Genomic DNA, 25,047 nt, shown 5'->3' with positions numbered 1-25,047 from the left:
GGAGAAACAATGGCACACATTCATTTCGATTATTCGAAAGTAGCACCATTCGTGAGCGAACATGAGATGGACTACATCAAAGATGAAGTAGCATTAGCTCACAAAAAATTACGCGAAGGTACTGGCGCAGGAAATGATTTCCTTGGCTGGATCGATCTTCCAGTAAACTACGACAAAGATGAATTTGCTCGTATTAAAAAAGCAGCCGAAAAAATTCAATCTGATTCTGAAGTATTAGTGGTTATCGGAATCGGTGGTTCATACCTTGGAGCCCGTGCAGCAATCGAATTCTTACATCAAAGTTTCTTTAATGTATTAGGCAAAGATAATCGTAAAGCACCACAAGTTTTCTTCGCAGGAAACTCAATCAGTTCAACATATATTGCTGACTTGATCGAAGTAATCGGCGACCGTGATTTCTCAGTTAACGTGATTTCTAAATCAGGAACAACGACTGAACCAGCAATCGCATTCCGTGTCTTTAAAGAATTGTTGATCAAAAAATACGGTCAAGAAGAAGCAAACAAACGTATCTATGCAACAACAGATAAAGCTCGCGGTGCTGTAAAAGTTGAAGCAGATGCTGCTGGTTGGGAAACATTCGTTATTCCTGATGATGTCGGTGGACGTTTCTCAGTACTTACCGCAGTTGGTTTATTACCAATCGCAGCAAGCGGTGCAGATGTTGACGCATTAATGCAAGGTGCAGCAGATGCCCGTACAGCTTATTCAAGTGATAACTTGGATGAAAACGAAGCGTATCAATATGCCGCATTACGCAATATTTTATACCGTAAAGGCAAAGTGACTGAAATTTTAGTCAACTATGAACCAGGTATGCAATATTTCAACGAATGGTGGAAACAATTATACGGCGAATCAGAAGGGAAAGACTTGAAAGGTATTTATCCATCAAGTGCTAACTTCTCAACCGACTTACATTCATTTGGACAATATATCCAAGAAGGCCGTCGTAATATTTTTGAAACAATCGTGAAAGTTGAAAAACCTCGTAAATCTGTGGCGATTCCTTCACAAGAATCTGATTTAGATGGATTAGGTTACTTAGAAGGTAAAGACGTAGACTTTGTTAATTCAAAAGCATATCAAGGAACTTTGTTAGCACATACGGATGGCGGCGTTCCTAACTTTGTATTAAACATTCCTACCATGGATGCTTATACTTTAGGTTATGCTATGTACTTCTTTGAAATTGCTGTCGGTATTTCTGGTTATTTAATGGGTGTTAACCCATTCAATCAACCAGGGGTAGAAGCTTACAAGAAAAATATGTTCGCTTTGCTTGGTAAACCAGGCTTTGAAGATTTAGCTAAAGAATTAAACGATCGTTTATAATACGCTGTTTCTAGCTGATTTAATAACAGCTGGTGATAGTAACATGTTTGCATCGATGCTTTTCTAGTGATAGAAAAGGTGATAGTGAACTAGAAAAGCACTCAATTATGAGTGCTTTTTCTTTTGCTCTTCGAGATATTCTTCGAACTTTTTCATCGATCGTTCTTTCACTTCTGGAGTGACCGAAGCATAAATTTGAGTAGTAGAAATATCTTTATGACCTAACAAATCTTTTATGTCATCTAAATCCACACCAGCTTGCCTCATCCGAATAGCAAATGTGTGACGTCCGTCATGGACTTTGATTGGAGGTAGCTTAGCTCTTTTAGCAATTCGAACAGAAGCACCATTCACCGAACGATTACGAACAATTTTACCTTTTGAACTACTAGTTGTGTAAATGAAGATATAATCAGAATTATTTTTCTGTAAAGGGGTGATCCCAATTTTGTCGTAAAAGTATTTATAAAACTCTATTAAAGCAAATTTTGTTCTTTGAGTGATCGGTAGATCTCTTTCTCCAGAGGGAGTCTTGGTTTCGTCAATAATAATCGCATCTTTATTTGCGCCAGCTTCAGCTCTATATAATCGCTCACGTTCCACACTCACAAAACTTTTTGTGAAATCGAAGTCTGACCAACGAAGAGCCATCACTTCAGCTTTCCTAAGTCCGCAATCGAAAATTAGTAAGAAAAAAGGATACCAAAATGGTTCATGTTCCTTTTTGGCAGCTTCATAAAACTGATCAACTTCATCAGCGCTGTAGTGGGGCGGGACCTTTGGAGCTTTTGGTTTTAACGGGAATTCCACAAATTGCGTTGGGTTTTCGCTAACATAACCAAGCTGAATTGCTTTTCTGTATGCGTTCGAAAGGGTAGCGTTAATAGATTGCACAGTATTATAAGATAATCCTTTTTTACTTCGACCTTTACCTTCAAGAGTAAATAGTTTGTTGATAAATTTTTGATGATCAGCACGAGAATACTTGGTTAACTTGAACTTACCAATATAAGGCTCAATATACATTCTGATATTTTCACGATGAACAATGCGAGTTCCTTCTTTTACTTTCATTTTATAATCAGTAATCCATATTTTTAGGAACTGCTCGATTGTCATATACTTAACATCGTTTTTTTGATAATCACCTTTTGCAATTTCACCTTCAGTTATTTTTGCATAGTTGTTTGCTTCATCCCAAGATTTAAAACCTTTCTTATGGATCTTATTTTGCCGCTTGGTCCCAGGATCGATACCATTCGAGATAAAAACCTCATATCTAAGTTCGCCACTTTTTAAGTTGTATGGTTTTATAGATGCCATAAAATCATTCCTTTCGGATTATTTAGAGAGAAATTCAAAAAAATATCAATTAAGCGCAATATGATTTAAATATGAAAAGATAAATTGAATTATTATTGATAAAATTCAAACATGTGTTCGTTTTCAGGTTAAAAGAAAAGCCCGAAGGCTCTTTTTGTGGTATAATTGGATGGTATATTTATCATCCAATTATGAGGTGTTTTGTATGACTGATAATGACAAGATAATTCATTTAGAAAACAAAATAAAAACTTTAGAGCTTCAACAAAACCAATTAATAAAGATTGTTCTGCATAGTACGCCAGAATGGGCTCAAGAATCACTAAAGGCTGCCAAATCTGCTGGATTGGTAGAATTACCATTCATGGGAATCAGTAGTGATGGTTCTTATGATTTCTATAGAATTCTTGACCTATTATATAGATTAAAACTACTCCAATAGTGATTTGAAGTTGTCAACTATTTCGTCCAAGGAGTTTATTCTTGTATCTAAAGCCAATCTGTTAGAAAGTGATGGACTCTTTTTGTCTATTTCATCTTTTGTAACATTATGCCAAAGTGGTAGCACCATTTGTCTTCCAGTAGAACTTTCTTTGTTTAGAATTCCATCTAACTCATATCCAGTCCAATATTTTTCAATATATTTGGATGAGATGACTATTAAACCAAATTTCGATTTTAATAGTCCATTATCAATAGATTGACGTATGCTTTGTCCCCAGCCGATGTTACTTTTGTCACGCCAAATTGAGAATCCTTCTTTTTTTAAAGATGCTTCCAATTTATCAATATAGTCTGAGTCTTCTGATGCATATGAAATGAAGATATCGTACTCTTTATCATTTAATGATGGATCATTAAGAACCTCAGACTGAATTACTTTCACTTCTTTGTCTTGGATCTGTTTCATTTTTGCTACTTGTTTATCGTAGGATTTTTTTAAATCTTTTTGGAATCTTTCGCTTTCATCAGTTCGTGCCTTACTTAGCTTCACTTGTGTATCTCCAAGCTCTTTTCTCTTTTTTGCAAGCTTACCTGAAATTTCAGCTACTTTACTCTTAGCATTAATGGATTTTTTTGTCTCTGATTCAATTGTGCGTTCTTTGGAACGAATCGTGGAAGCTACTTTTGAACGACTAATAGCATTTCGAGAATCAGCAACTTTTTTGTCTGCATCTGATGCTTTCTTTTGTTCACTTGCTAAATTTCTTTCTAATCGATTTATGTCGTTTAGTAATGTTTTTTCCTTTTGCTGTAATGAACTTATTGACAAAATACAAACTCCTTTCATACCGTGCTTTGCACGGTTATTTTTGTCCCCGAACCGGTAGTGCCAAGAGGGGAGGGAACTATAAATCCAATAACTGAGTTAAGAGAATAGCAAACACCCCAGCGATAATTAACGCAATACCACAAAATAGTGTTAGCGCGTCTAATATTTTGTCCTCAATGAAGATACGGACAGTTCCGATTACCAAACCAATACCATAAATAATCATGAGGATTTCTAAAAGAATTAAAGAGTTGAATTCTTGAAACATGAAACTCCTCCTGCGTGCTAGGATGAGAGACGAGTATTTACTAAAGAGCCTCGGATGAACGGGGCGGGGGTGTTACTTTAATACTGATCATCCGTAGGGATAGCGTTAGCATTGACTTCATCTATTGCCTGTTGTCCTTTTTCTGTAGGTGTTCCGTCTGGATTAGAGTAACCATTTTCTATTGCCCAATCAATTTGATCTTGCACCCAGGCATCAGGAGATCCGTCTGGATTAGCACCAGCAGCATGGTCTTGCCCGGGAAGTAGGGGTTGCCCATTTGGATCGTAACCGTTTTGAATGTTTTCTTGGCCTTGATGCCATTGCGCGTTAGCCTCTGCCTCCATTTGAGCGCCCCTAGCACGTTCTTCCGGCGTAGTATTGTTATACGGCGAATCATCGGGAATTCCGTTGCCGTCAGCATCATTTTGTACTTGATTTGATTGCTCTTGAGTTGTAGCTTGCTGTTGTTGCGCTTGAGTAGCTTGTTGTTTGATTGCTTCAAGATTCGCTGCTGCTGTTTCTAACCGTTTTTGAAGATCAGTATTTCCGCCAGGGATAGCATTAATTGCATTTTTAGCTGCTGCTATTGTTTCGTCAGTCAAATTAGCTTCAGCTGCTTTCATAGCAGTATCAGCTTCAGAAACCTTCTTAGTGATTTCTTCTTGTTTTTTCTTTTCTGCTTCTTCTGCACGTTTCTTAGCTTCAACAGCTTCTTTTTTCTTTGAATCGTTTGTGGAACTTGATTTTATTTCTTGCTTTGAAGTTGAATCTGTTGATTCAGCATTTTTATCTCTTGAACAAGCAGATAAAAGTAGGGCAGAGCATACCAACAATGCAACGCTTAATTTTTTCATTTTTATTCCTCCTTACAATCCCAGTAAGTCTTTTTTCTTAGCATTAAATCAGTTATTTCCACTTAAATTCTTTAACGTCAGTCATTTTTGATCTGCCAATTACATTACCGTTATAGTAAATTTGAGTAAAAATTCCATCGCTGGCTTTATCCATATCCCAATTTTCGCTTTCGCTTACAATCGAAACAGCAGCGTTCTGAGCAGAAAGAATAGCTGAGCTAGCATCAGTTTGGCTAAGCGTTAGGAAATTATCGTTCACATTTACTTTAAGAAGGTTTTCTTCGTAATCTATTTCATTAATAGTTAACGCCCAATTAAATACAGGATTAGGTGTGCCATTTTCCGTAGGATTTCCGTTTTCATCCAATGTGCCATTCGCAAATCCTTTATTTTGTTCGAGATAGGCAGCGATCTGCGTATTAATCGAATCTGATTCACTTGAAGAGCTTGATTCAATAGTAGAACTGGACTCTTCAGTTGAAGTTTTAGTGCTACTGTTTGAAGTTTGTTTGCTTTCAGACGTTTTCTTAACTGCAGAACTACTTTCTACAGTGGTCGATTTTGCAGGCTCCTTTGGATCCGTTAGTTTCGCAAATATTATGGTTAGAATTAGTATTGCTGTAAATGCAATAAGCATTCGCCTAGTTAATGTGTAATCTTGCTGTTTTTTTCTTTTTCTGTTAGCAATAATTGCAGTAATTACCATACCTAAGAAACTCACAATAAGAAGAATAGGGCCAATAGTATTCATTTTTATTCCTCCCTTTTCCTATCGAAAATTTTTTTACGAAAATACTATTAAAAAAACTATTCCCCAAACCGGAATCGAACCGGCGTCGCCAGTAGGGGAGAGGCCGAAGCCTGATCTTTTGGTATTTTTATTGAGCAGATGCCATATATGCATCGGTTATCGCTTCGGCTTCCTTCATATAAACATCAGTTAATTTAGTAGCCCAAGATTCATAATCTTCGTATTTACCGCTGCCGTTTGAAAAATGTACATCTGCCATCTTACTAATTCCGTCGTTAGATATTTCAGCAAGCTCGGAAATCTTGTTGTTAGATATTTCAGCTAAACCTTCAACCCCATCTTGATTTTTCTCCGCTTCTGCATTATATTCATCCACCAGACCTGGTACTGCATCTTTAATTTTTTGGGTGTATTCATCTAAAATTGCTTGATATTTTTCATCAGCATTAGTAGCTTCCTCTTCCTCACTTTCCGTAGAAGCTGGTGCAGATTCTTTTGCTGGTTCGGATTCTTTCGTTGCTTCGCTTTCCTTGGTACTTTCATTAGTTTCCGTTTCAACTGTAGTTGAACTACTTTCTTGAGCATCTTTTGCAGCGTTATTGTCATCTCCGCCACCTAAGGAACCAGCTACTCCTGCTACAACAAGAACCGCTAAGACCCAAAACCAGATTCTTTTGTAGATCGGTTTTTTCTCCTTCATGACATAAGTTTTTCCGTCTTCCCCAGTTACTTTTTTCTTCGCCATACCAATTGCCTCCTAGACTTTTTCATTTTTTTACTCCCACTTAATGGCAGGTAGTAGTAGTCGCCATTAATCTAGGTTCATTCAAACCACTCGAATACACCAACAGTCCCATTCGCTCTAAAAATAATTCGGTAGTTCTTGTAAGTCAGGCCTTCTGGATACATTTTAGAGTAGGTTTTAACAGCTTCTTTTAGAGCCTCAGTTGTGATTCCTAAAAACTCTGCCGATTCCCACATAAATGTAAAACGCTCATAGTAACATTCTATGAAGTCCTCAGGTCCAACAATCAAAGTTGCACCAATATCACGAGCCTTTTGCTCTTGTTTTCTTTTCTCGTTATTATCTTGGGCAACAATATCTCCAAAACTTGTTAAATGATGACCAATCTCTTCAGCAACTGTACACGCAAGCTCTTTCGAAGATTGGCGAGGATTTAAATAGACAACATTGTCAATGTATAAACCTTTTTGTTTATCTGACATTCTATTTTCGAATCTGTACTCTAGGGCGGGAAATCTAGACATTAACTTCTCTACGTTATTCAAATGCAACACCTACTTGCCATGGTCTCTATTTTTAATGTAATCAATAAAAGAAAGAATCTCTTTCATCTCTTCGTCAGAAACATCATCATCGATGTGTGCAGCTACAGTCATTTGATTACTCGAAAGTTCTGATTCGTCTTTTGCTTCACGGCCATGGAGATAATCGAGGGTTACACCAAAAAAATCTGCGATTTTATTTTGAAGTTCTACATCTGGAGTTCTACGGCCTTGTTCATATGATGAATATGTCGTGCGCGCAACTCCTAAAATCTTTGCCATGTCAGCTTGTGTTAGCTTTTTTTGTTTTCTTAGTTCGATTAATTTTTGACCAAACAAGTTGAACAGCTCCTTTATGCTTCTTTATGTATTAATAATACTACGCAAAAAGCGTACAAAAAAGTTAAATAGATAAATGTGTCAAAAAGACTATTTTTTTTGTTGACACGTGTCATTATGCGTAGTAATATAAAAGTACGCAATATGACACATCGAAGAGGAGGTATACAGATGAAAAAATGGCTAGAAAAAAAGCGTACAGATAAAAAAATGACACAATATCAAGTTGCAAAGCTTTCTAATATGCCAAGAACAACTTACTCATCTATTGAGCAAGGTAGACGCAGACCATCTGTCAAAAATGCTATGAGAATTGCAACAGTTCTTGGATTTGATTGGACTATTTTTTTTGAAAAAGAAATACGCGAAACGACTCTTAAAAACAAGGAGGTGAAGAAATGAAAGACAAGCCACAAATGATTCGAGCTTCAATTGATACACGTTTCTTGAATCAATACATCAAAATGCTGATACCAGCTATTCAAAGAAAATTTGGTGTTGAACCAGGAATCGAAGGATCGTTGTTCTCAGCATCAAATAGCGTTGATGAAATGATTATTCTGTTTTTATCGACAGACGAACAAGCTCAAGATATTTTCGAGTTCATTAAATCCAAATGGCAGTTTGAAAGCGAACCTCAACTTGCTTCATAAGTTAATTGTAAACATGTTTGCTTCGTTATTGGGGATTACTTTTACAGTTAAGCCGAAATCGAAATAAATATAAAAAAAGACGAAATAACTAAGGAATAGGGTTGATTTTGATCCTAAAAATAGGAAATCATCGAAACCTAATTCGGACAAATTCATGAAATAATTTAAGGAGGGATCGTAATGATGCGAGTCGCTTTAAAAAGTGAATTAGATGCTTTGCTGATACGAAGAAATCTTTCACAAAAAGAAATCGCAAGTTTGAGTAAAATTCCATTCTCGACGTTTAACGGATATACCAAAGGAACCCAAGAAGTTCCAGTTAATAAAGCTGTTGATATCAACAACGCTGTTGGGGATGACCTATTTGGAAGCCAAGCGGGTAACAAATACTTAGGAACTTTGAAAGCTCTTGATGGAAAAGTTTCCGAAGTACTAACGCCAACAGAGCTTGATTTTTTGCAAGATCAAGAAACTATCCAAAGAGAAGAAAGACGAGAAAGAGCAAAAGCTCTACTAATCAAATCAAAACTTGAACCGCTTAATGATAAGGATAAAGAGGATTTAGAAAGATACGTCATGGAATTTTTAGATGAAATAGTTGTCGAACTTTCGATTGTTTTCTCAATATTAAAAATTCTAGGAATGAGTATTTCTGAAGCGTTCAAAAAGCGGATGCCTCATTGGGTATCAAAAAAATATATGAAAGGAGAATAGCGATGATTATTGAAAAACCAAAAGTTGTCCAATTTAGAAACGATAAGATTCAAGTTAAAAAGAATTATCCAGAAATGATTAGCCGATCAGAGTTAGCAAGACGGTGGGGATATTCAATTGGTTGGATTAAGAAAATGACAGATCGGGAATTTGATCCTTTACCTATGGAAAAAACAGCACCAACAGAGCGTGGAACTAAAGAATCTGTTCGGATTCCTTTTGAAGTTGCAATGGAATGGAAAGAACGTAACACAACTAGAAACTATGAGGTGAGAGCATGAGAAAAGATTTTGAATATGTGCCGACTGTTCCAGTTGAATTAGCACAAAAATTAGCGACTTACAAAGCTACTAAGGTGATATTCACTGGCGCGATGATTGGAATCGCTACTATCGGATACTGGCCAATCGCATTAACATTAATACCTGTTTCATTTTTCGCGAACAAGATTGTCAAAAAGGTGCTGGGACTATGAGGATACAAAAAAAAGACTTACCCGCCAGCAAGCAAAAGTAAGTCACTAATGAAAGTTTATCTAGGAGGATTATATCAAATTGAAAGAGATTTGGAAAGATATCAGTGGATATGAAGGATTGTACCAAGTTAGTACCTTTGGAAGAGTAAAAAGTATCAGGAAAAATTTAATCTTATCTCAAAGTAACGGGACCTGCGGATATAGAATGGTCAACTTGTACGTCGACAAAAAACAAAGCAAAAAGTTAGTTCATAGATTAGTCGCTCAAACATTTATTGAGAATCCTTTAGAGAAAGAACAAGTAAATCATATTGATGGAAACAAAAATAATAATAATCTTTCAAATTTAGAATGGTCAACTAGATCAGAAAATGTAAAGCATGCTTATTTGATTGGAATCAAAGAACCTACTGAAAAGGTTCGAGCTGCTGCACAAAAATTACATGCTATCCCGATCCTAGTGACGAATAGAAAAACTGGAGAAGAGAGGGCGTTTCCATCTGGAAGACAAGCCGCAAACTATTTCAATGTTAAACCCTATTACTTTTATAAGCTATTACGCACAAATGGAAAAGATAACAATTTTGCAATTAAGAAACAGAGAGGTGAATCTAGTGTTTAATTACGATACCGCAATGGCAGATCCAGATAGTCATATTTTTGTAAATGTATCACAAAATACTGACAAAGACTCTCCTGATAATTTAGAAGGGTGGGGTGATGATGGTGAAAAAATCAACAATCGAAATGACTCACAACGAATGGCTTGAAGACAGAAGAAAAGGTATTGGTGGGTCTGATGTTGGAACTATTCTTGGATTGAATAAGTGGAAATCACCTTATCAACTATGGCTAGAGAAAACAGGACAAGTAGAACTGGATGAATCAAATAGCGAACCAGCCTATTGGGGCAATGTTTTAGAAGAAATAGTCGCAAAAGAATTTACCGAACGAACTGGAAAAAAAGTTCGGCGTCGCAATCAAGTATTTGAGCACGCGTTGCATCCATTTTTGAGAGCCAATATTGATCGAGATGTTGTCGGTGAAAATGCCATATTGGAATGTAAAACAGCGAATAGCTTCTTATCAAAAGAATGGGATGGCGAAGAGATCCCCATGAGTTATCTTTGTCAAATACAACATTACATGAATGTTTTAAATAGAGATTTCGCGTACATCGCTGTCTTAATTGGTGGACAAAAGTTCATTTGGAAAAAGATAGAACGGGATCAAGAATTGATTGACATAATAACTGAGCGACTAGTCGAATTTTGGGAAATCAATGTTATTACAGGAATGGAACCACCTATCGATGGTAGCGACGCTACCGCCGAGTTTATAAAGAATCACTATTCAACAGAGGGAACCGAAGAAATCAGTTTATCTAGCGAATATGACGAATTGATCGAAAGTAAACGGGACCTAAAGAAATCAGAAAAGGAAATTCAGACTCAGATTAAGAAGATCGATAACCAAATAAAATCGGAACTTGGAAAAAATGATGCAGTGGTCGGTATAAGCCCTAAATTCATTGTTTCGTGGAAGTCACAAGAACGGACTTCACTTGATAAAAAGCTGTTAGCTGAGAAATATCCAGAAGTAGTAAAAGATTCTAGTATTTACAAAACGTCTAGTTTTAAACGACTAGCTGAAAAGGAGATCAAATAAATGGCCACAAATGATACTTTAAAAAATCAGTTAAGCGAACAGAAATCGCAAGAAGTCAGCGCTCAATCATTAGGGTTCAAAGCATTAATGAATACACCAACTATGAAAAAGAAGTTTCAGGATATTCTCCATGAGAAGTCAGATTCCTTCATGGGATCATTGATGACTTTAGTTGGAGGAGATAACTATCTTTCAAATGCAGAACCAATGACAATTATTGCTTCTGCATTAAAAGCTGCGACCATGGATTTACCCATTGATAAGAATTTAGGTTATGCATATGTCGTTCCATTTAATAGAAAAGAAAAAGTTGGAAAAGACTGGGTCACACATAATGAAGCGCAATTCATACTAGGATACAAGGGATATATTCAACTAGCCCAACGTTCTGGGCAGTACAAAGCATTGAACGCTTTAGAAGTGTATGAAGGTCAATTGATTGAATGGAATCCCCTCACAGAAGAGTTTATTTTTGATTATTCAGCCAAGGCTTCAGATAAAGTCATCGGTTATGTAGGTTTCTTCGAATTATTGAATGGATTTAAAAAAACAGTTTATTGGACGAAACAAGAAATCGAAGCTCATCGAATTAAAAATGCTAAAGGTTACGATAAAGAAAAATTAACAGGCGCTTGGAAAGATAACTATGATTCGATGGCCATAAAAACGGTACTACGTAATCTTCTTGCTAAATGGGGAATTTTGTCGGTAGAAATGCAGACAGCAGTGACTTCCGATGAAAAAGTATTTCGACTTGATGATAATGACGACTTGATTGAAGAGACCGCATTGAATGAAGCTGAGCCAATCAAAACTGATAGAAAAGAAGCAGAAAAGGTTAATGAAAAACCGACCAATGAAAATCAAACTGCTCTATTTAACGATAAGCAGCCACCATTGAAAGACGATAAATACCCATTTTAATCTGAGGGAGACTTTCTCCCTCTTAACTATTGATAGAAAGGGGGTTGAATCTTGGACTATTTTAAACAACGACGAGAGTACCGTAAATTGAAGCAAAACGAAATTGATATCTCAATTGGTCAAAATAATCTGTATCGCGAATTATTGGATTACGCGAACGATGAAGGCAAATTAGATTGTTGGTTTCCTTTGAAAAATTCGGCACTCACCGATCTTACAGGGCTTTCTATTCCCGGATTAGCTAAAGCTCGTAATAGTCTGATTCAGTTAAACCTCATCGAATACAAGCAAGGGAAGAAAAATACTGACAAACCACAGTATCGTATCGTCCGCTTGTATAACAACAAGTTTAGCAAGAGTAACACAACTGGTTTATCAGGAGTATCACAACCAGTTGATATACCAGTATCACAACAAGTAGAACATAAAGATCTTACTAGTACTATACAAGTACTAGACAAAGACCTAACTAAATCTTCTGAATCTAGTAATATTAAGCATTCAGAAAGTAGCGCTGTACAATACTGGCTTAATCAAATTGATTCAGCAGCGGCACCATTTATTACTCAATCAATTCAGTATTGGGTTAATGACTTTGAGGGTCAGGATGAGATAGTGATCCAAGCAATCAACGATATGCTTGCACACGATGCTCGCAGCTATAGTTACCTAGATAAAATACTAAAAAGCTGGGAAGAGTCCGGTCTTGATACGCCAGAAAAGGTTAGAAATTATCTAGCTGGCAAGTATCGCAAGAAGGCTCAGAGGCAAGCTAAAGGACGTGTCGAGCAGTTACCCGATCACATTGCAAATCCGATGACTGAGGCAGAGGCGTCTGAAAAAGCCCGACAAGAATTGATTAACTTAGGAGTGACGATAAATGAATGATTACGATCTGGCAAAAAAAATCACCGATCTGCTTCCAAACCAATATCAACAATGTATGATTTATCCCTTGAACACTCTGAAATCAGTATATAGCGAAGAAGAACCGCCACTGAAAGAAATGCAATGGCAATTCAAAAAATACATGATCATTTTTTACTTAGTTGTTTTCCCTAACCAAAATGATCTTCGGAATTTGATGGATAAATCTTACTCATTTTGGAAAGACAAGGCGAATGAGAAACTAGTTGAACTTCAAAAAAGGCAGGTAATAAGTGCATGAAGCCTTGGAGTCAGTTTGAAAAACATATTGAGAGCGTGAATCAATTCTATCGTGTCAAAGGATTTGGGGTTGTCGAAAAGATTCCGAACGGCACGAAAACAATCAGGCAAGGCGGCCGCCAGATCATCGTTAGAGACACGAAAACAGGATGTGACTTTATCGGACATTTAGACGGCACACCGATTGCCTTTGACTGCAAATTGACCGCTAACAAGACGAATTTTCCGTTTGGATCAGGCAAAGTCGTAACAGTCAAACCGCATCAAAAAGCATTTCTAAAAGATTTTAAAAAGGACGGGGCTTGTGCGTTTCTGCTAGTCGCTCTTGAGAACGCTAGGAGAGTGTTTCTAGTCGATATTGACGACTACCTGAACATTGAGCAAGAAATGCTTTTAAACAAACGCAAATCAATTCCAATTGGGCGATTAGAGGAATACGAAGTTGATCAAGCGACTGGAATTATTGATTACCGCAGAAATATTCTTGAAGACTTGAAATGAAAAGAGGTTCGTTGATGGAAGCCACAAAAAATAAGAAGCGTGATCGTACTGGCGAAATATACGGAGACTACACGATCGTCAGACCTGCTAAAAACGACAGGGAATGGATTGCTAGATGTTCGTGTGGCAGAGAACGCATAGTCAAAAATGATAACATCTGGAAATTAAAGCGCTGCAAGAGTTGCGCAGCGAAGTTGCGAACGAAAAATAAAAAACCAAAAAAGGACAAGTTTACAGAAATGCAAAATTGGATGCGACCTAAACGTCCGAAATTTAAGTATGACGTGTTATACGAGCTAGATTGCCCGCAATGTGTCTATTCGTGCGAGGGAAAGTTGGTCAATGAATATAGTAACACCGCTAGTTTTGAAATCGTTAAATGCAACTCAATCGATGAAAAAGTGGTAGCAAAACTGAATCGGCGTGTAAATCTGAAAAAGAAAGATGTGTATGATTGATGCCAAAGAAAAAAATTAGAGAAATAGCTGCATCATACGGCTATCAGCGTCTTAAAAAATACCGTCAGTGGGATAGTGTTCATTTCTCAGCAGAAGTGAATGGCATTGTGATTGTGGTGAACATTGAGTCTGGCGAGCTGTACGAAAGAAATCCGTTTACTAAAAAGTTGATGAAGCAGGAGGAGGAAGAAAATGAAACTAAAAGAATTATTGAAAATTTTACCAAATGAAGCTAACGTAACGTTTGAAATTGTGGAAGAGACGTACCCAACAGGCATTTTAGCTAAAGATATTTTAGCAACTTACCCACAAGCGGCAGATTATGAGGTAACACTACTAGATGCAGGTATTAGTACGTATGAGGGAAAAGATATTCCTACACAGTGTATTGAAGTCAGCAATAGGAATTAGTCAACTAATGGAGGACTTAGAGGAGGAATATCATGGCATCTTTTGAAATTAATTGGGAAAGAAAGCAACAAGTTAGCATTGAAATTGAGGCTGAAACCGCTGAGGAAGCATACAACAAATGGAGCGAAGGAGATTACGGCACTATACCAGACGTAAATGATGAAGACATCATTGGAAATTATGTCGAAGTAGACGGGGAAACCTATTACCTGAATCGATTTGAAAAAGTAAAGTTCGGGTAACTCACGCCATTAGAGCAGGAAAGGATGATGAGAGCTGAATAAGTTAGAAGAAATTCTCAATAATCTTGACAAATACAATCTTCCGCCGGAAACCACTGACGGACTGAGATCTCTGCTAACAGCATTTGAAACAAATCCATTCTTTCCCATCGATAGATATGACTATGCTGAGATGCATTTGAACCGAATGAAGCGGCTAGGGCATATCAATGCCAATCTCGTGCGAATAATTTTAAATGATTTTTAGATAGGAGTTAATCATTTGCCCAAAATTTTAGATGCCTGTTGCGGCAGTCGAATGTTCTGGTTTGATAAGAACAATTCTGACGTAACATTTATGGATTGTCGTCAGCAGTATGAAGAATTATCAACAGGTCATGTTATTAACGTTAATCCAGATGTGGTTGCAGATTTTCGTGATATGCCCTTTGAAGACAATGAGTTTGATTTAGTCGTATTTGACCCGCCGCATTTGATCCATTCCGGTGAAAATTCATGGTTGGCCAAAAAGTATGGCAAGTTAAATAAAGACTCTTGGGAATTTGATATTCGATCGGGCTTCTTTGAATGTATGCGAGTGTTGAGGCCAAACGGGACCTTAATTTTCAAGTGGAATGAGGATCAAATCAAGTTGCATGACATTAGAGTAGCGATTGCGCCATATGAGCCACTATTTGGCAATAAGCGAAGTAAGACGCATTGGCTGGCGTTTATTAAAGACCTACTGTAACTCGGCCAATAGAGGAGGTTTAGAAATTGACAGTCAAAGAATTAATTGAAGAGTTAGAGAAAATTGAAGACAAATCCCTCGAAGTCCATGTAACTGAAATGGGGATAGGTGAATTTTACACTCATGAATCATGCGAAGTTGAATTTGATGAAACAGAGAAGAAAGTTTTTGTGTGGTGAGTAGGGAACTCAGCCTAACAAGTAAAAAAAGATGGCCATTGAAAATGTAGGAAAAGGGCCATCGAAAATGTAGGTTTTCGGCAATTTAGTTCCGGTAACCGAAGCGATTGCATAGAAAAAGGTAGCCGACCACCGACTACCCTAACATTGACCAATGTCTAGTTTCCGCTAGACAAATGTATTATAGCACAAAAAATACCAGCCAGAATCTCGTGATTGAACCTATTAAAAAAGCACTAAGTCTAAGCTCAGCGCTAAATGTTATCTAGTCAATAACATTATAGCACAAGGAGCGGATGGCATGATAGCGCTATTGAGAGAAGTCGATTTTTATCAAACTAAATGTAATGCAAGAAAAATATTGAAAAATTATCGTAAGTGGGTACGTATAGCGGGAAAGTCAATGATAGATATTAAATCTCCAATCATGTCCGATATGCCAAAAGGTGATCGTTGGGGTAATAAAGTAGAAGATGGCCTAGTTCAGTTTATGGAAGCCGAGGCGGAACGAGACGCTATTTTAGCTGCTTTAATGGCTTTAGGATTAACTAGCCGTCAAGTCCTTTACTATCGATATTGCACTACTGATAGCTACTCAAATTATAAAATCGGCCGTGAAATTGGCTACTCTGAGCGCAGCGTTGAAAGACTAATGTCAGAAGCTCTAATTGAATTTGCTGAAGCTTATAAAAAAGGCAGATTGATCGCATATCGTTGAACAATTATTTTGGCGGTTTTTTGCGGGATATTTGGCGGTTTTGCAACGTTTTTCTGCTATATACTATTATTATCAAATTAGTATATTTACAGCTAGTCAGACGAACATCATAAACAGGACAACTGCTAAAAAGTGGAGTAAATGAACAACCATCTGAACTAGCTGTTTTTATTAGAGAGTTATCAACAATCATAGACTACTCACAATATTCTATGGAAAAAGGAGGTGAACAGCTTCCTCTCTCGGTTTCTACAATCTTAGGCGGCACACCAAAAAATAAATGATGAATGGAGTTGAAAAGCTTCATTTTGCAAAAAACTAGAGGGTGAAGAGATGTATAAATTATCTGATAATACGTTTGAAGTGACTTCTTTTTATGGTAGATTTAAAGAAAAAAAGAAAGAGAAGGTGCTCAAGATGGATGCTCAGTCAAATGCTCAATTAGTGGGGTTAGCGACAAATGTTGCAGAAATAGCAATTCGAAATACTGCTTCAGCTATTTCAGATAAGATTAAGATTATAAGAGAAAAAAAGGACGATAAAGCGACGATAGCCCAGTTAGAAGAAATTATAAATGATTTGATAACTGATAAAAACCAACTTTTAAGAGCAATTAAAATTTATGAAGATGAGTTTGTTGCTCAAAAATTAACGGATACTGATATATCATACATCACTGATAATATCATTCCTGCTTTTAAAGATTTTGCAAATGAACTTACTGGTGATGAATCTGCAAAAATATTGGAAAGTATTAAGCCTTTAGAAAAGATCGTCACTATTGAAACATTAAATGTTCTTCAATTAATCGGATTCAACTTTAAAAGGGGATTGGGTCAACCATTGACTGAAAAATTAAAGAAATCCATTGAAGGAAATCAGGATCAAATAGAGTTGACTAAATTAGTAACAGAAAGAGATATTGAATATTTTAAGATTATTCAAGACCCAGAGGCATATCAACGTTACTCATTAGAAAAGAATAGTTAGAAGTTTTGTTCAAGATCACTCATTGAGTGGTCTTTTTATTTTGGCCGAAAACCTACATTTTCGATGGCCGATTATTTTGAGGAGGAATAGTATGTTTAAATTATCCGAAATCATTAAGAAGTCCGACGCTGAGAAATTAGAGCAGTTGAAAAAGAAGTTGAAGAAATGGCAGTCTCCTCATGAGGCTGTTTTATTTTACGCAACAAAATAGACCGCTGTTTCCGCAGCGGCCAAGTGAAAAAACAAATTTTTAAAAAGGATGATACATAGAAATTATATCATTGTAACGCTTACAGGACAATGCGGAAAAGGAATATAAAAATGAGAAACTATTGGTATGTGTCACTAAACAATAAATATCCTTTACCAATGAGAGGTCAACATAAACGGGTGGTTATGTCTGTTCAAATGAAGGCGGAGTATTCAATTGTCGAAATGACAAGAGAGGCAACGCCAGTAGAGATTGATTATTGCAAGCTAGTCTATTGTGGTTATGGACATTGGAAAGATGAGCATATCCAAAAAAATATCAAGAAATACGTTTAGTTTGTTTTAGTTTGGAGGTGATTTTATGAAACTTACTAATAGGCATAATAAGGCTATAGAATTGCTGTTCGAAGGCTCTTTAAAGCGGATTGAAATCGCTGAAGAACTAAAGATAAGCGAACAGACACTTTACAACTGGTTAAAGGACGAAGATTTCACTCGTGCTTATGATGAATATGTAAAAACTATTATGGGTAAGTCGTCTGGTAAAGCGTTGAATACAATGTTGAAGCTTTTAGCAGCCAGATCAGAAATGGTTCGTTTTAATGCAGCTAAAGATATTCTTGATCGTGGTGGATTCGCTCCTGTTGATAAGAAGGAGATTACTTCAATTGAGCCGCCTGTATTTGAGGATGACATTAGTGGTGAGCCAGATGGTTAAACTATCTGAGTATTTGCCAAAAGCTTTTCATAGTACGTGGAGAGCAGCAATTGATCCAGAAATTCTTCATATTGTTGAAAAAGGCGGTCGTGGTTCAGGTAAATCTTCTGATATTGCGCATGTAATCATACAATTAATCATGAGGTATCCAGTCAACGCGGTTGCTATCAGATTTGTTGACAACACAATTGAATTATCGGTTTTTGAACAATTGAAGTGGGCGATTGAAGAACAAGGCGTAACGAGTTATTTCAAAGTAAATAAGAGTCCTATGCGGATCACGTACTTACCCAGAGGAAATTATATTACTTTTCGAGGCGCCCAAAACCCTGAACGGATTAAATCTTTAAAGGATAGCAAGTTTCCTTTCACAATAGCTTGGATAGAAGAATTAGCAGAGTTTAAAACAGAAGAAGATGTAACGACCATTACAAACTCCCTTTTACGTGGAGAGCTTGCAGATGGTCTTTTTTATAAGTTCTTTTACAGCTACAACCCTCCGAAGAGAAAACAAAGTTGGGTAAATAAAAAATACGAGACTAGTTTTCAACCAAAAAATACGTATGTCCACCATACAACATATAAAGACAATCCCTTTATAGCTAAAGCCTTTATAGAAGAGGCAGAAGCAACAAAAGAACGTAATTCGAGGCGTTATGATTGGGAGTATTTAGGCAAAGCCATCGGTTCAGGTGTTGTTCCGTTCGATAATCTTCAAGTAGAACCAGGAAGTATTACGGATGAGATGGTCGCGAACTTTGACAACATCAGAAATGGTCTCGATTTCGGATATGCTACTGATCCTTTAGCGTTCGTTCGTTGGCATTATGACAAAAAGAAAAATGGGATTTACGCTATAGATGAAATCTATGGTGTAAAAATGAGCAATCGAGAGTTCTCAAATCAAGCAAAAGCAAGAGGGTATCAATCGAATGAAATATTTGCTGATTCTGCTGAGCCTAAATCAATTGCTGAACTTCAAAGTGAGCATGAAATTCGGAGAATTCGAGGAGTAAAAAAAGGACCCGATTCAGTCGAATACGGGGAAGAATGGTTAGATGACTTAGATTTTATCTGTATTGACCCGCTGAGAACACCAAATATTGCAAGAGAATTTGAAAATATAGATTACCAAGTGGATAAGGATGGGAATCCAAAGCCAAGACTTGAAGATAAAGACAACCATACGATTGATGCAACTCGATATGCCTTCAGCGAAGACATGAGAAATGTGAAAGTAATTATTTCTCCGAAAGTACAATTCGGGTTTAACTAGAGGAGTGAGAAAATGGCAATTGTTGTAAACAGAGAAATAGCTGGAGATCTAAACAATCCAACTGCTGAATTGCTTAATTATTGTATACAAGAGCATATGAAAATGTTGAGACGTTTAGAAAAACTATCGGACTATTATGATGGCAAGCATGACATCACAAAACGTAAGAAAGAAAATGAAGCTGCACCAAATAATAAGATACTTGTCAATCACGCGAAGTATGTAGTTGATATGAACGTTGGTTTCATGGTTGGTAATCCTATCTCCTATGTTTCCGATGCAACTAAAAATATCCAACCTGTATTGGATGTGTATAACGAATTGGATATCGTCTCACATGATACAGAGCTAGAAAAAGATTTATCTACATTCGGCATTGCTTATGAGCTGCTTTATCTTGCGAGAGGGAAAGAAGTAAATACAACCGAAATACGTATTAAGTGTATTGATCCAAGAGGAATCTTTTTAGTTACAGACGATACCGTGGATAAGAATTCTCTATTTGCTGTACATTACCAACCTGTGTTCGACTTACAAGGTGGAATTGACCATTACATCGTAAAATATTATAACGATAACCGTGTTATCACTTATAAAACACAATCGAGAGGGTTCGGAGAGTATTTACTAATTGATGTGAAACAGCATTTCTTCAAAAAAGTTCCAGTTATTGAATATCGGAACAACGAGGAGAAGCAAGGTGATTTCGAGCAGGCCATTTCATTAATTGATGCATATAATCTACTTGAATCAGATCGCTTGAATGACAAAGAAGCTTTTGTGGACGCGATTCTATTTATCCGAGGTTTTACATTACAAGATGGGGACGGTGCGAAGTTAGCGAGCGAAAAAATGCTTCAAACAAGTGCTAAACCATCCGAGGTTGATGCTGGGTATTTAACAAAGGAACTAAACGAAGATGGGGTGAACCTTCTCAGAGAAGCAATCTTAGACGATATCCATAAGGTAACGTATGTTCCTAATATGAATGATGAAAAATTTGCAGGAAATATTAGTGGGGAAGCAATGAAATATAAGTTATTTGGTTTATTGCAACTGATGTCTGTTAAGTCACGTTATATGATCAAGGGATTACGTCAACGGCTGCAACTATTCGAAAACATCCTTAAAATTAAGGATTCATCATTAGATACAACAGGTACGAAGATTAAGTTAAAACCTAATTTGCCGGTGAACACTAGCGATATTATAAATCAGATCGTAGCTGCATACAATGCAGGTATTCTACCGTTGAAAGTTTTACTTAGTTGGTTACCTGACATTGACGATGTTGACGAAGTAATTGAGCAACTGAATCTTGAAAAAGAAGAAAAGATCGAACTTCAGAAAAAAGCAATGGGTGTTCAAGCGGAAGATAGTAACTCGGATTTAGATGATCCGCCAGAGGAGGAAGACGATGATCAAAGCAACGTTCAAAAAGAGTAACGACTATTTCTCAAGTGTTACAATGGAAGGACATGCTTTTTACTCTAAACACGGCACAGATATTGTGTGTGCAGGTGTGTCGGCGCTATTTATCACTATAGTCAACGAGCTATCTGGCGAAGTAGTGGACGTCAATTCGAATAATGAACAAACAATAGTTGTTGAACCAACCAGAAAGAATGTGATTCTTTTAACGGCACTATTACATGGTTTGGAAAGCATCGAAGAACAGCATCCAGAAAATCTTAAAGTAGAGGTGATTGAGAATGAAAATTCAAATTGAAGGGGAACCGAAAGAAATAGCAGAATTGCTCCAAGCTATTGAAGGTAGTAAGGAGCAATTTGTAGAACTAGACATCAAAAAAATGCCACCAATTAATTTAACCAGTTGTGGTACTTCTCTAAAAGAAAAAGTGTAGTACTTCTGAGCTGAGTAGTTTGCAAATGTTACGAAATCATCTTTAGAAATTTGCCCATTCTCGTACCCATTTTGTTCAGAAAAAGATTTGGAAATTTCTTCGGATAAATTTTCAAGTTCGACGGGGTCTAATTGATTCATAAATTCGCTATATGTTTTTTTCATCAAGCACAACCTCCTTATCAGTTATTTCAACGGACCACTCGTTGATAAAGAAAGTATACCAAAACAAGGAGCTGATTAGATGATTCAAAAGAAACAAAAACAAGATGACTCCTATTGGCTCGATCGAGGCATCAAGCAAGAGAAGAAAATCAATGATGCCGCTCAACGAGTCGAACAAAAGGTTATAACTGCATACCGTCAAGCTCAGAGTTACTTGACTAAGCAAGCAAGAAATCTATTTAGTCGTGCAAAGCAACGCTCTGGAATGGATGACGAAGAAACAAGAGTATTACTTAATCAAACCGTCCAACCTTATGAATTGGTAGAACTGAGAAAGCTTGCTGATGATGTATCAAATCCTGAGCTTCAAGAGTCAGCAAGAAAACGATTGAATGGTCTAGCGTTTAAAGAGCGCATAACAAGAGCAGAAGACTTGAAAGCCAAGTCTTTTTTAGTTTCTAAACAAATAGCTGATGTTCAACTGAGCAAGTCTACCGACTTCTATATTGATGTCATTCATGATTCATACAATGAAGCGACCTCTGAAGCTGTGATTCAACAAATTGAACAAGCAAAGAACGATTCGATTATCAATGTGTGGGATGGTCAAAAGTATGACTCGAAAATAGAGACGTTCAAGCAAGCTCAAAAACGTGGTGTGCCAATTGAAGTTTGGAATGATCCGAAGAACCGATCGAATGATTACGAGTTTAAGGAGCTTTCCACAAAATATACGAAAAGCATTCTGGATTCACATTGGCATGGATCGAACTATTCAAAACGGATTTGGAAAGATACTGAAGCCTTAGCCAGACGTCTTGAAGAGTTATTCACTGTTGAGTCTATGACAGGGATGTCCGAGTTTGAAATGGCTAAAGCGATAGCGGCCGAATTTGACCGCTCAATTGGAGTCGCTCAACGTTTAATACGTACTGAGGCCAATTACATGGCAAATCAAGCAAAGCTCAAAGCGTGGCACGACAGAGGTGTAAAAGAGTATCGTTTAATTGCTGTTTTAGATTTCAGAACTTCAAAGATTTGTCAGGGGAAAGACGGTAAGATTTATCTTGTTTCCGAAGCTGTGGTTAATGGGGCAGCCGGAACATATCCACCGTTTCATCCTTGGTGTCGAACAATTTCAATTGCTTATATTGGGAAGCAATCACTGACTGGTAAACGAACTGCTAATGATCCATTTACTGGTAAAACAATGAGCATTGAACAACGTGATACCTACGATGATTGGATGAAAAAGCTTAAGGGAAAATATTCTGACAAAGAAATAAAGATCCAAAAGAAAAAGATCCAGAATCAGAAGAAAGATTTACTTGAATACAAGCGTCTAAAAAATGTTGTTGGAAAAGACGACACTCCTGCAACGTTAGACGATTATCAGGATATCAAGTATGGGAATAAAAAGAGATGGCAAGATTTAAAAAAGATATATCGAGATAAGAGATGAAATTGACACACTAAAGTGGAGGTTGCCGAATGGACTTTTTAGAATTAAAGCAAAAGAAAGAGCGCGGAGTGACAAACGCTGAGTTTATGGATGGATCGAAGGATTTTTTCGAGAAGGCCGACAGCATTGTAGTAGTCGGTATTAATCCAGATGGAGTCATTAGTACGTTTTATACTCAATCAACATCAATTAATGCTATCGGGATGATGGAAATAGCCAAACAACAATTAATATCGGAACTGCAAGTTTAGCAATTGCTAGGCTTTTTATTTTGCCCTCTACTGCTCAGGGCGTTATAAATTGTAGCTGTTTCGGTGCCGACCGTAAAACGAGATTCGATTGGTCACGTAATGACTGGAGGAAAAATGTATGAAAAATAGTCAACTTATTTCTTGGGATCTTCAACTCTTCGCAGAGGATGAACTGGCGGCCGACGAAACAACCTCGGAGGACGAAATTAATGAAGAAACGAAGGAAAAAACTTTTACGCGTTCAGATATTGCAAAAATGATCGCGGCTGAAAAAGCTAAGTGGGAAAAAGAATCAAAGACTGAAATCGAACAACGTATCGAAGAAGAAAAGAACGAAGCTGCTCGACTTGCGAAGCTTTCTGAAGAAGAACGTCAACAAGCTCTGATCCAAAAGGAAAAGGATGAGCTTGAAAAGGAAAAAGCGGTTTTTCGTCAAGAACAATTGTTAGTAGAAAAAGGCAAACAGCTTCAAGAAATTGGTATTCCAAGTATTCTAGCTTCGCGTATACACGGGGACACTGCAGAAGAAGCCATTGAGGATGTGAAGTCATTTAAAATCGAATGGGATAAAGCCTTGAAAGTAGCTGTTGACCAAGCGTTATTAGACTCTGTAGACAACCCATTGGGGGCTGGTGCGAACAAGTCAGAAGCGAATCCTTTTGCTAAAGAAACCTTAAACCTAACAGCGCAAGGGCGCTTGTTTAAAGAAGACCCTGAACGTGCGAAAGCATTGCAAGCATTAGCAAACAAAAAATAGAAATGAGGAATTAAAATGGAAAAATCGTTACTAAAATTAAATCTTCAATTATTTGCCGCAAAGACAAAAATTGAAGACGTCATCGTACCTGAAGTATTTAACAAATACGTAATCGAACGTACTGCAGAATTATCTGCTTTATATCAATCTGGAATCGTTACTAAAAATCCCGAGTTGGATGCACTTGCTACATCTGGAGGTAAGTTAATCAACATGCCATTCTGGCAAGATTTGTCTGGCGATGACGAAGTGCTATCTGACACTGATCCACTAGATACAGATAAGATCGTTGCTAGTCAAGACGTTGCTGTTCTTTTAATGCGTGGTAAAGCTTGGAAAGCAAACGATTTAGCAAAAGCACTTTCTGGTGATGATCCAATGCGCGCTATTGGTGATTTAGTAGCTGCTTACTGGGCACGTCGTCAACAAGTTACTTTATTATCCGTACTTAAGGGGATCTATGCTGCTGCCGGAACTAAAATGGCTGGAAATGCATTGGATATTTCCGCGTTAACAGGGAATGCAGCTGCATTTACTGGGGAAACATTTTTAGATGCTTCTTACAAATTAGGAGACGCAGAAGAAAAGCTAACAGCTATTGGGGTCCATTCTTCCGTTTATGCGAATCTTCGGAAACAGAACTTAATTGAATTTTCGTTGGATTCTGAGAATAAGCCTATTCCAACTTACATGGGTAAACGAGTAATCGTGGATGACGGCATGCCTGTGGACGGAGATGTATTTACGTCTTATATCTTTGGACAAGGTGCGATTGGATTAGGGAATGGCGCTGCACCAGTTCCAACCGAAACCGATCGTGTCGCCTTAGCAGGAGATGACATTCTGATCAACCGCCAACATTTCATTCTTCACCCTCGCGGAGTGAAATTCAAAAATACTTCTGTTGCTGGTTCTTCACCAACAAATGCTGAATTAGGAACAGGAGCAAACTGGGAACGCGTTTACGAACCTAAAAATGTTCGTATTGTCCAATTTAAACATAAACTTTATGTTCCTAATGTTACCGTATCTGGTGGAGGCGGAAGCGGCGAATAAGAGGTGA

Annotated in this window: 40 protein-coding genes; 31 read left to right on the top strand and 9 right to left on the bottom strand. The window is 37.3% G+C overall.

Annotated features, from left to right (window positions below):
- Positions 1–9 precede the first annotated feature (9 nt).
- Positions 10–1,356, top strand: a complete 1,347-nt coding sequence (locus tag P7D84_RS03290; protein WP_311804995.1) for a glucose-6-phosphate isomerase — start codon at positions 10–12, stop codon at positions 1,354–1,356.
- Between the two features lie 105 nt (positions 1,357–1,461).
- Here the strand turns inward: P7D84_RS03290 and P7D84_RS03285 are convergent, their stop codons facing one another.
- Entirely contained in the window at positions 1,462–2,679 is a 1,218-nt protein-coding gene (locus P7D84_RS03285; RefSeq protein ID WP_222225484.1) for a tyrosine-type recombinase/integrase, read from the bottom strand.
- Between the two features lie 205 nt (positions 2,680–2,884).
- Here P7D84_RS03285 and P7D84_RS03280 point away from each other — a divergent pair, with 205 nt between their 5' ends.
- Positions 2,885–3,121 (top strand): hypothetical protein, encoded by a 237-nt coding sequence (locus P7D84_RS03280; RefSeq protein ID WP_090408405.1) that lies wholly within the window; start codon positions 2,885–2,887, stop codon positions 3,119–3,121.
- On the opposite strand, the gene P7D84_RS03275 is transcribed toward P7D84_RS03280, so the two are convergent.
- The 7 genes from P7D84_RS03275 to P7D84_RS03245 form a co-directional block, all read right to left on the bottom strand.
- Positions 3,110–3,952 (bottom strand): TIR domain-containing protein, encoded by an 843-nt coding sequence (locus P7D84_RS03275; RefSeq protein WP_090408408.1) that lies wholly within the window; start codon positions 3,950–3,952, stop codon positions 3,110–3,112. The genes P7D84_RS03280 and P7D84_RS03275 overlap by 12 nt on opposite strands.
- A gap of 76 nt (positions 3,953–4,028) precedes the next feature.
- Positions 4,029–4,220, bottom strand: coding sequence for a hypothetical protein (locus tag P7D84_RS03270; RefSeq protein WP_137604286.1), 192 nt, complete (start codon positions 4,218–4,220; stop codon positions 4,029–4,031).
- Between the two features lie 77 nt (positions 4,221–4,297).
- Positions 4,298–5,074, bottom strand: coding sequence for a hypothetical protein (locus P7D84_RS03265; protein ID WP_311804994.1), 777 nt, complete (start codon positions 5,072–5,074; stop codon positions 4,298–4,300).
- 52 nt (positions 5,075–5,126) lie between these two features.
- On the bottom strand, positions 5,127–5,825 hold the full coding sequence (locus P7D84_RS03260) for a hypothetical protein (protein WP_311804993.1): 699 nt from the start codon (positions 5,823–5,825) through the stop codon (positions 5,127–5,129).
- A gap of 127 nt (positions 5,826–5,952) precedes the next feature.
- Positions 5,953–6,570 carry a hypothetical protein gene (locus P7D84_RS03255; protein WP_311804992.1) on the bottom strand — a complete coding sequence of 206 codons (618 nt, stop codon included), beginning with the start codon at positions 6,568–6,570 and terminating at the stop codon, positions 5,953–5,955.
- 77 nt (positions 6,571–6,647) lie between these two features.
- Positions 6,648–7,115, bottom strand: coding sequence for an ImmA/IrrE family metallo-endopeptidase (locus tag P7D84_RS03250; protein ID WP_311804991.1), 468 nt, complete (start codon positions 7,113–7,115; stop codon positions 6,648–6,650).
- A 9-nt stretch (positions 7,116–7,124) separates the two neighbouring features.
- Complete coding sequence (locus P7D84_RS03245) at positions 7,125–7,451, bottom strand: helix-turn-helix transcriptional regulator (protein WP_311804990.1); 327 nt, start codon at positions 7,449–7,451, stop codon at positions 7,125–7,127.
- A 171-nt stretch (positions 7,452–7,622) separates the two neighbouring features.
- On the opposite strand from P7D84_RS03245, the gene P7D84_RS03240 reads away from it, so the two are divergent.
- From P7D84_RS03240 to P7D84_RS03120, 25 genes are all read left to right on the top strand, one after another.
- Positions 7,623–7,853, top strand: a complete 231-nt coding sequence (locus P7D84_RS03240) for a helix-turn-helix transcriptional regulator (protein ID WP_311804989.1) — start codon at positions 7,623–7,625, stop codon at positions 7,851–7,853.
- The gene (locus tag P7D84_RS03235) at positions 7,850–8,104 is read left to right on the top strand and encodes a hypothetical protein (RefSeq protein ID WP_311804988.1); all 255 of its coding nucleotides are present in this window, start codon (positions 7,850–7,852) and stop codon (positions 8,102–8,104) included. The genes P7D84_RS03240 and P7D84_RS03235 overlap by 4 nt, the downstream gene beginning before the upstream one ends.
- Positions 8,105–8,287: 183 nt before the next feature.
- The gene (locus P7D84_RS03230) at positions 8,288–8,818 is read left to right on the top strand and encodes a hypothetical protein (protein WP_311804987.1); all 531 of its coding nucleotides are present in this window, start codon (positions 8,288–8,290) and stop codon (positions 8,816–8,818) included.
- Between the two features lie 2 nt (positions 8,819–8,820).
- Positions 8,821–9,099, top strand: coding sequence for a hypothetical protein (locus tag P7D84_RS03225; protein WP_311801323.1), 279 nt, complete (start codon positions 8,821–8,823; stop codon positions 9,097–9,099).
- Complete coding sequence (locus P7D84_RS03220; protein ID WP_311804986.1) at positions 9,096–9,293, top strand: hypothetical protein; 198 nt, start codon at positions 9,096–9,098, stop codon at positions 9,291–9,293. The genes P7D84_RS03225 and P7D84_RS03220 overlap by 4 nt, the downstream gene beginning before the upstream one ends.
- Positions 9,294–9,372: 79 nt before the next feature.
- Positions 9,373–9,915: an NUMOD4 domain-containing protein gene (locus P7D84_RS03215; protein ID WP_311804985.1), complete on the top strand. Its 543-nt coding sequence runs from the start codon at positions 9,373–9,375 to the stop codon at positions 9,913–9,915.
- Positions 9,908–10,063, top strand: coding sequence for a hypothetical protein (locus tag P7D84_RS03210; RefSeq protein ID WP_311801324.1), 156 nt, complete (start codon positions 9,908–9,910; stop codon positions 10,061–10,063). Before P7D84_RS03215 ends, P7D84_RS03210 begins: the two co-directional genes overlap by 8 nt.
- A complete protein-coding gene (locus tag P7D84_RS03205) occupies positions 10,020–10,961 on the top strand; it encodes a YqaJ viral recombinase family nuclease (RefSeq protein ID WP_311801355.1) in 942 nt (313 codons plus the stop codon). Before P7D84_RS03210 ends, P7D84_RS03205 begins: the two co-directional genes overlap by 44 nt.
- On the top strand, positions 10,962–11,885 hold the full coding sequence (locus P7D84_RS03200; protein WP_311801325.1) for a recombinase RecT: 924 nt from the start codon (positions 10,962–10,964) through the stop codon (positions 11,883–11,885). It abuts the gene before it with no gap.
- A 51-nt stretch (positions 11,886–11,936) separates the two neighbouring features.
- Positions 11,937–12,773 carry a DnaD domain-containing protein gene (locus P7D84_RS03195; protein ID WP_311804984.1) on the top strand — a complete coding sequence of 279 codons (837 nt, stop codon included), beginning with the start codon at positions 11,937–11,939 and terminating at the stop codon, positions 12,771–12,773.
- Complete coding sequence (locus tag P7D84_RS03190; RefSeq protein ID WP_311804983.1) at positions 12,766–13,053, top strand: hypothetical protein; 288 nt, start codon at positions 12,766–12,768, stop codon at positions 13,051–13,053. Before P7D84_RS03195 ends, P7D84_RS03190 begins: the two co-directional genes overlap by 8 nt.
- Entirely contained in the window at positions 13,050–13,553 is a 504-nt protein-coding gene (locus P7D84_RS03185) for a Holliday junction resolvase RecU (protein WP_311804982.1), read from the top strand. The genes P7D84_RS03190 and P7D84_RS03185 overlap by 4 nt, the downstream gene beginning before the upstream one ends.
- A complete protein-coding gene (locus P7D84_RS03180; protein WP_311804981.1) occupies positions 13,550–14,011 on the top strand; it encodes a hypothetical protein in 462 nt (153 codons plus the stop codon). The genes P7D84_RS03185 and P7D84_RS03180 overlap by 4 nt, the downstream gene beginning before the upstream one ends.
- A complete protein-coding gene (locus P7D84_RS03175) occupies positions 14,011–14,241 on the top strand; it encodes a hypothetical protein (protein WP_311804980.1) in 231 nt (76 codons plus the stop codon). The genes P7D84_RS03180 and P7D84_RS03175 overlap by 1 nt, the downstream gene beginning before the upstream one ends.
- Positions 14,204–14,422 carry a hypothetical protein gene (locus P7D84_RS03170; protein ID WP_265169371.1) on the top strand — a complete coding sequence of 73 codons (219 nt, stop codon included), beginning with the start codon at positions 14,204–14,206 and terminating at the stop codon, positions 14,420–14,422. The genes P7D84_RS03175 and P7D84_RS03170 overlap by 38 nt, the downstream gene beginning before the upstream one ends.
- 32 nt (positions 14,423–14,454) lie before the next feature.
- Positions 14,455–14,664: a hypothetical protein gene (locus tag P7D84_RS03165; RefSeq protein ID WP_016182032.1), complete on the top strand. Its 210-nt coding sequence runs from the start codon at positions 14,455–14,457 to the stop codon at positions 14,662–14,664.
- 262 nt (positions 14,665–14,926) lie between these two features.
- Positions 14,927–15,394 carry a class I SAM-dependent methyltransferase gene (locus P7D84_RS03160; RefSeq protein ID WP_311804979.1) on the top strand — a complete coding sequence of 156 codons (468 nt, stop codon included), beginning with the start codon at positions 14,927–14,929 and terminating at the stop codon, positions 15,392–15,394.
- A gap of 26 nt (positions 15,395–15,420) precedes the next feature.
- The gene (locus P7D84_RS03155; RefSeq protein ID WP_311804978.1) at positions 15,421–15,573 is read left to right on the top strand and encodes a hypothetical protein; all 153 of its coding nucleotides are present in this window, start codon (positions 15,421–15,423) and stop codon (positions 15,571–15,573) included.
- Positions 15,574–15,874: 301 nt separating this feature from the next.
- Positions 15,875–16,291 (top strand): ArpU family phage packaging/lysis transcriptional regulator, encoded by a 417-nt coding sequence (locus P7D84_RS03150; protein ID WP_311804977.1) that lies wholly within the window; start codon positions 15,875–15,877, stop codon positions 16,289–16,291.
- A 333-nt stretch (positions 16,292–16,624) separates the two neighbouring features.
- On the top strand, positions 16,625–17,281 hold the full coding sequence (locus tag P7D84_RS03145) for a hypothetical protein (RefSeq protein ID WP_311804976.1): 657 nt from the start codon (positions 16,625–16,627) through the stop codon (positions 17,279–17,281).
- A 321-nt stretch (positions 17,282–17,602) separates the two neighbouring features.
- Positions 17,603–17,827, top strand: coding sequence for a hypothetical protein (locus P7D84_RS03140; RefSeq protein WP_311804975.1), 225 nt, complete (start codon positions 17,603–17,605; stop codon positions 17,825–17,827).
- Positions 17,828–17,852: 25 nt separating this feature from the next.
- A complete protein-coding gene (locus P7D84_RS03135) occupies positions 17,853–18,209 on the top strand; it encodes a phBC6A51 family helix-turn-helix protein (RefSeq protein WP_311800531.1) in 357 nt (118 codons plus the stop codon).
- On the top strand, positions 18,202–19,485 hold the full coding sequence (locus P7D84_RS03130) for a PBSX family phage terminase large subunit (protein WP_311804974.1): 1,284 nt from the start codon (positions 18,202–18,204) through the stop codon (positions 19,483–19,485). The genes P7D84_RS03135 and P7D84_RS03130 overlap by 8 nt, the downstream gene beginning before the upstream one ends.
- Before the next feature lie 12 nt (positions 19,486–19,497).
- On the top strand, positions 19,498–20,931 hold the full coding sequence (locus tag P7D84_RS03125; RefSeq protein ID WP_311804973.1) for a phage portal protein: 1,434 nt from the start codon (positions 19,498–19,500) through the stop codon (positions 20,929–20,931).
- Positions 20,903–21,214: a ribosomal-processing cysteine protease Prp gene (locus P7D84_RS03120; RefSeq protein WP_311804972.1), complete on the top strand. Its 312-nt coding sequence runs from the start codon at positions 20,903–20,905 to the stop codon at positions 21,212–21,214. Before P7D84_RS03125 ends, P7D84_RS03120 begins: the two co-directional genes overlap by 29 nt.
- On the opposite strand, the gene P7D84_RS03115 is transcribed toward P7D84_RS03120, so the two are convergent.
- Positions 21,206–21,514, bottom strand: a complete 309-nt coding sequence (locus P7D84_RS03115; protein WP_311804971.1) for a hypothetical protein — start codon at positions 21,512–21,514, stop codon at positions 21,206–21,208. The genes P7D84_RS03120 and P7D84_RS03115 overlap by 9 nt on opposite strands.
- Positions 21,515–21,593: 79 nt before the next feature.
- Between P7D84_RS03115 and P7D84_RS03110 the strand changes: the two genes are divergently transcribed.
- From P7D84_RS03110 to P7D84_RS03095, 4 genes are all read left to right on the top strand, one after another.
- Positions 21,594–22,976, top strand: a complete 1,383-nt coding sequence (locus P7D84_RS03110) for a minor capsid protein (protein ID WP_311804970.1) — start codon at positions 21,594–21,596, stop codon at positions 22,974–22,976.
- Positions 22,977–23,005: 29 nt separating this feature from the next.
- The gene (locus P7D84_RS03105) at positions 23,006–23,227 is read left to right on the top strand and encodes a hypothetical protein (RefSeq protein WP_311804969.1); all 222 of its coding nucleotides are present in this window, start codon (positions 23,006–23,008) and stop codon (positions 23,225–23,227) included.
- Positions 23,228–23,345: 118 nt separating this feature from the next.
- Positions 23,346–23,984, top strand: a complete 639-nt coding sequence (locus P7D84_RS03100) for a DUF4355 domain-containing protein (RefSeq protein WP_311804968.1) — start codon at positions 23,346–23,348, stop codon at positions 23,982–23,984.
- Positions 23,985–23,999: 15 nt separating this feature from the next.
- Positions 24,000–25,040: a major capsid protein gene (locus tag P7D84_RS03095; protein ID WP_311804967.1), complete on the top strand. Its 1,041-nt coding sequence runs from the start codon at positions 24,000–24,002 to the stop codon at positions 25,038–25,040.
- Positions 25,041–25,047: the final 7 nt, after the last annotated feature.

Origin of the sequence: Enterococcus dongliensis, from assembly GCF_031927985.1 — a bacterium.
GTDB lineage: Bacteria > Bacillota > Bacilli > Lactobacillales > Enterococcaceae > Enterococcus_A > Enterococcus_A dongliensis.
The sequence above is the reverse complement of the archived record's forward strand: the minus strand, read 5'-3'. Positions and strand labels throughout refer to the sequence as shown.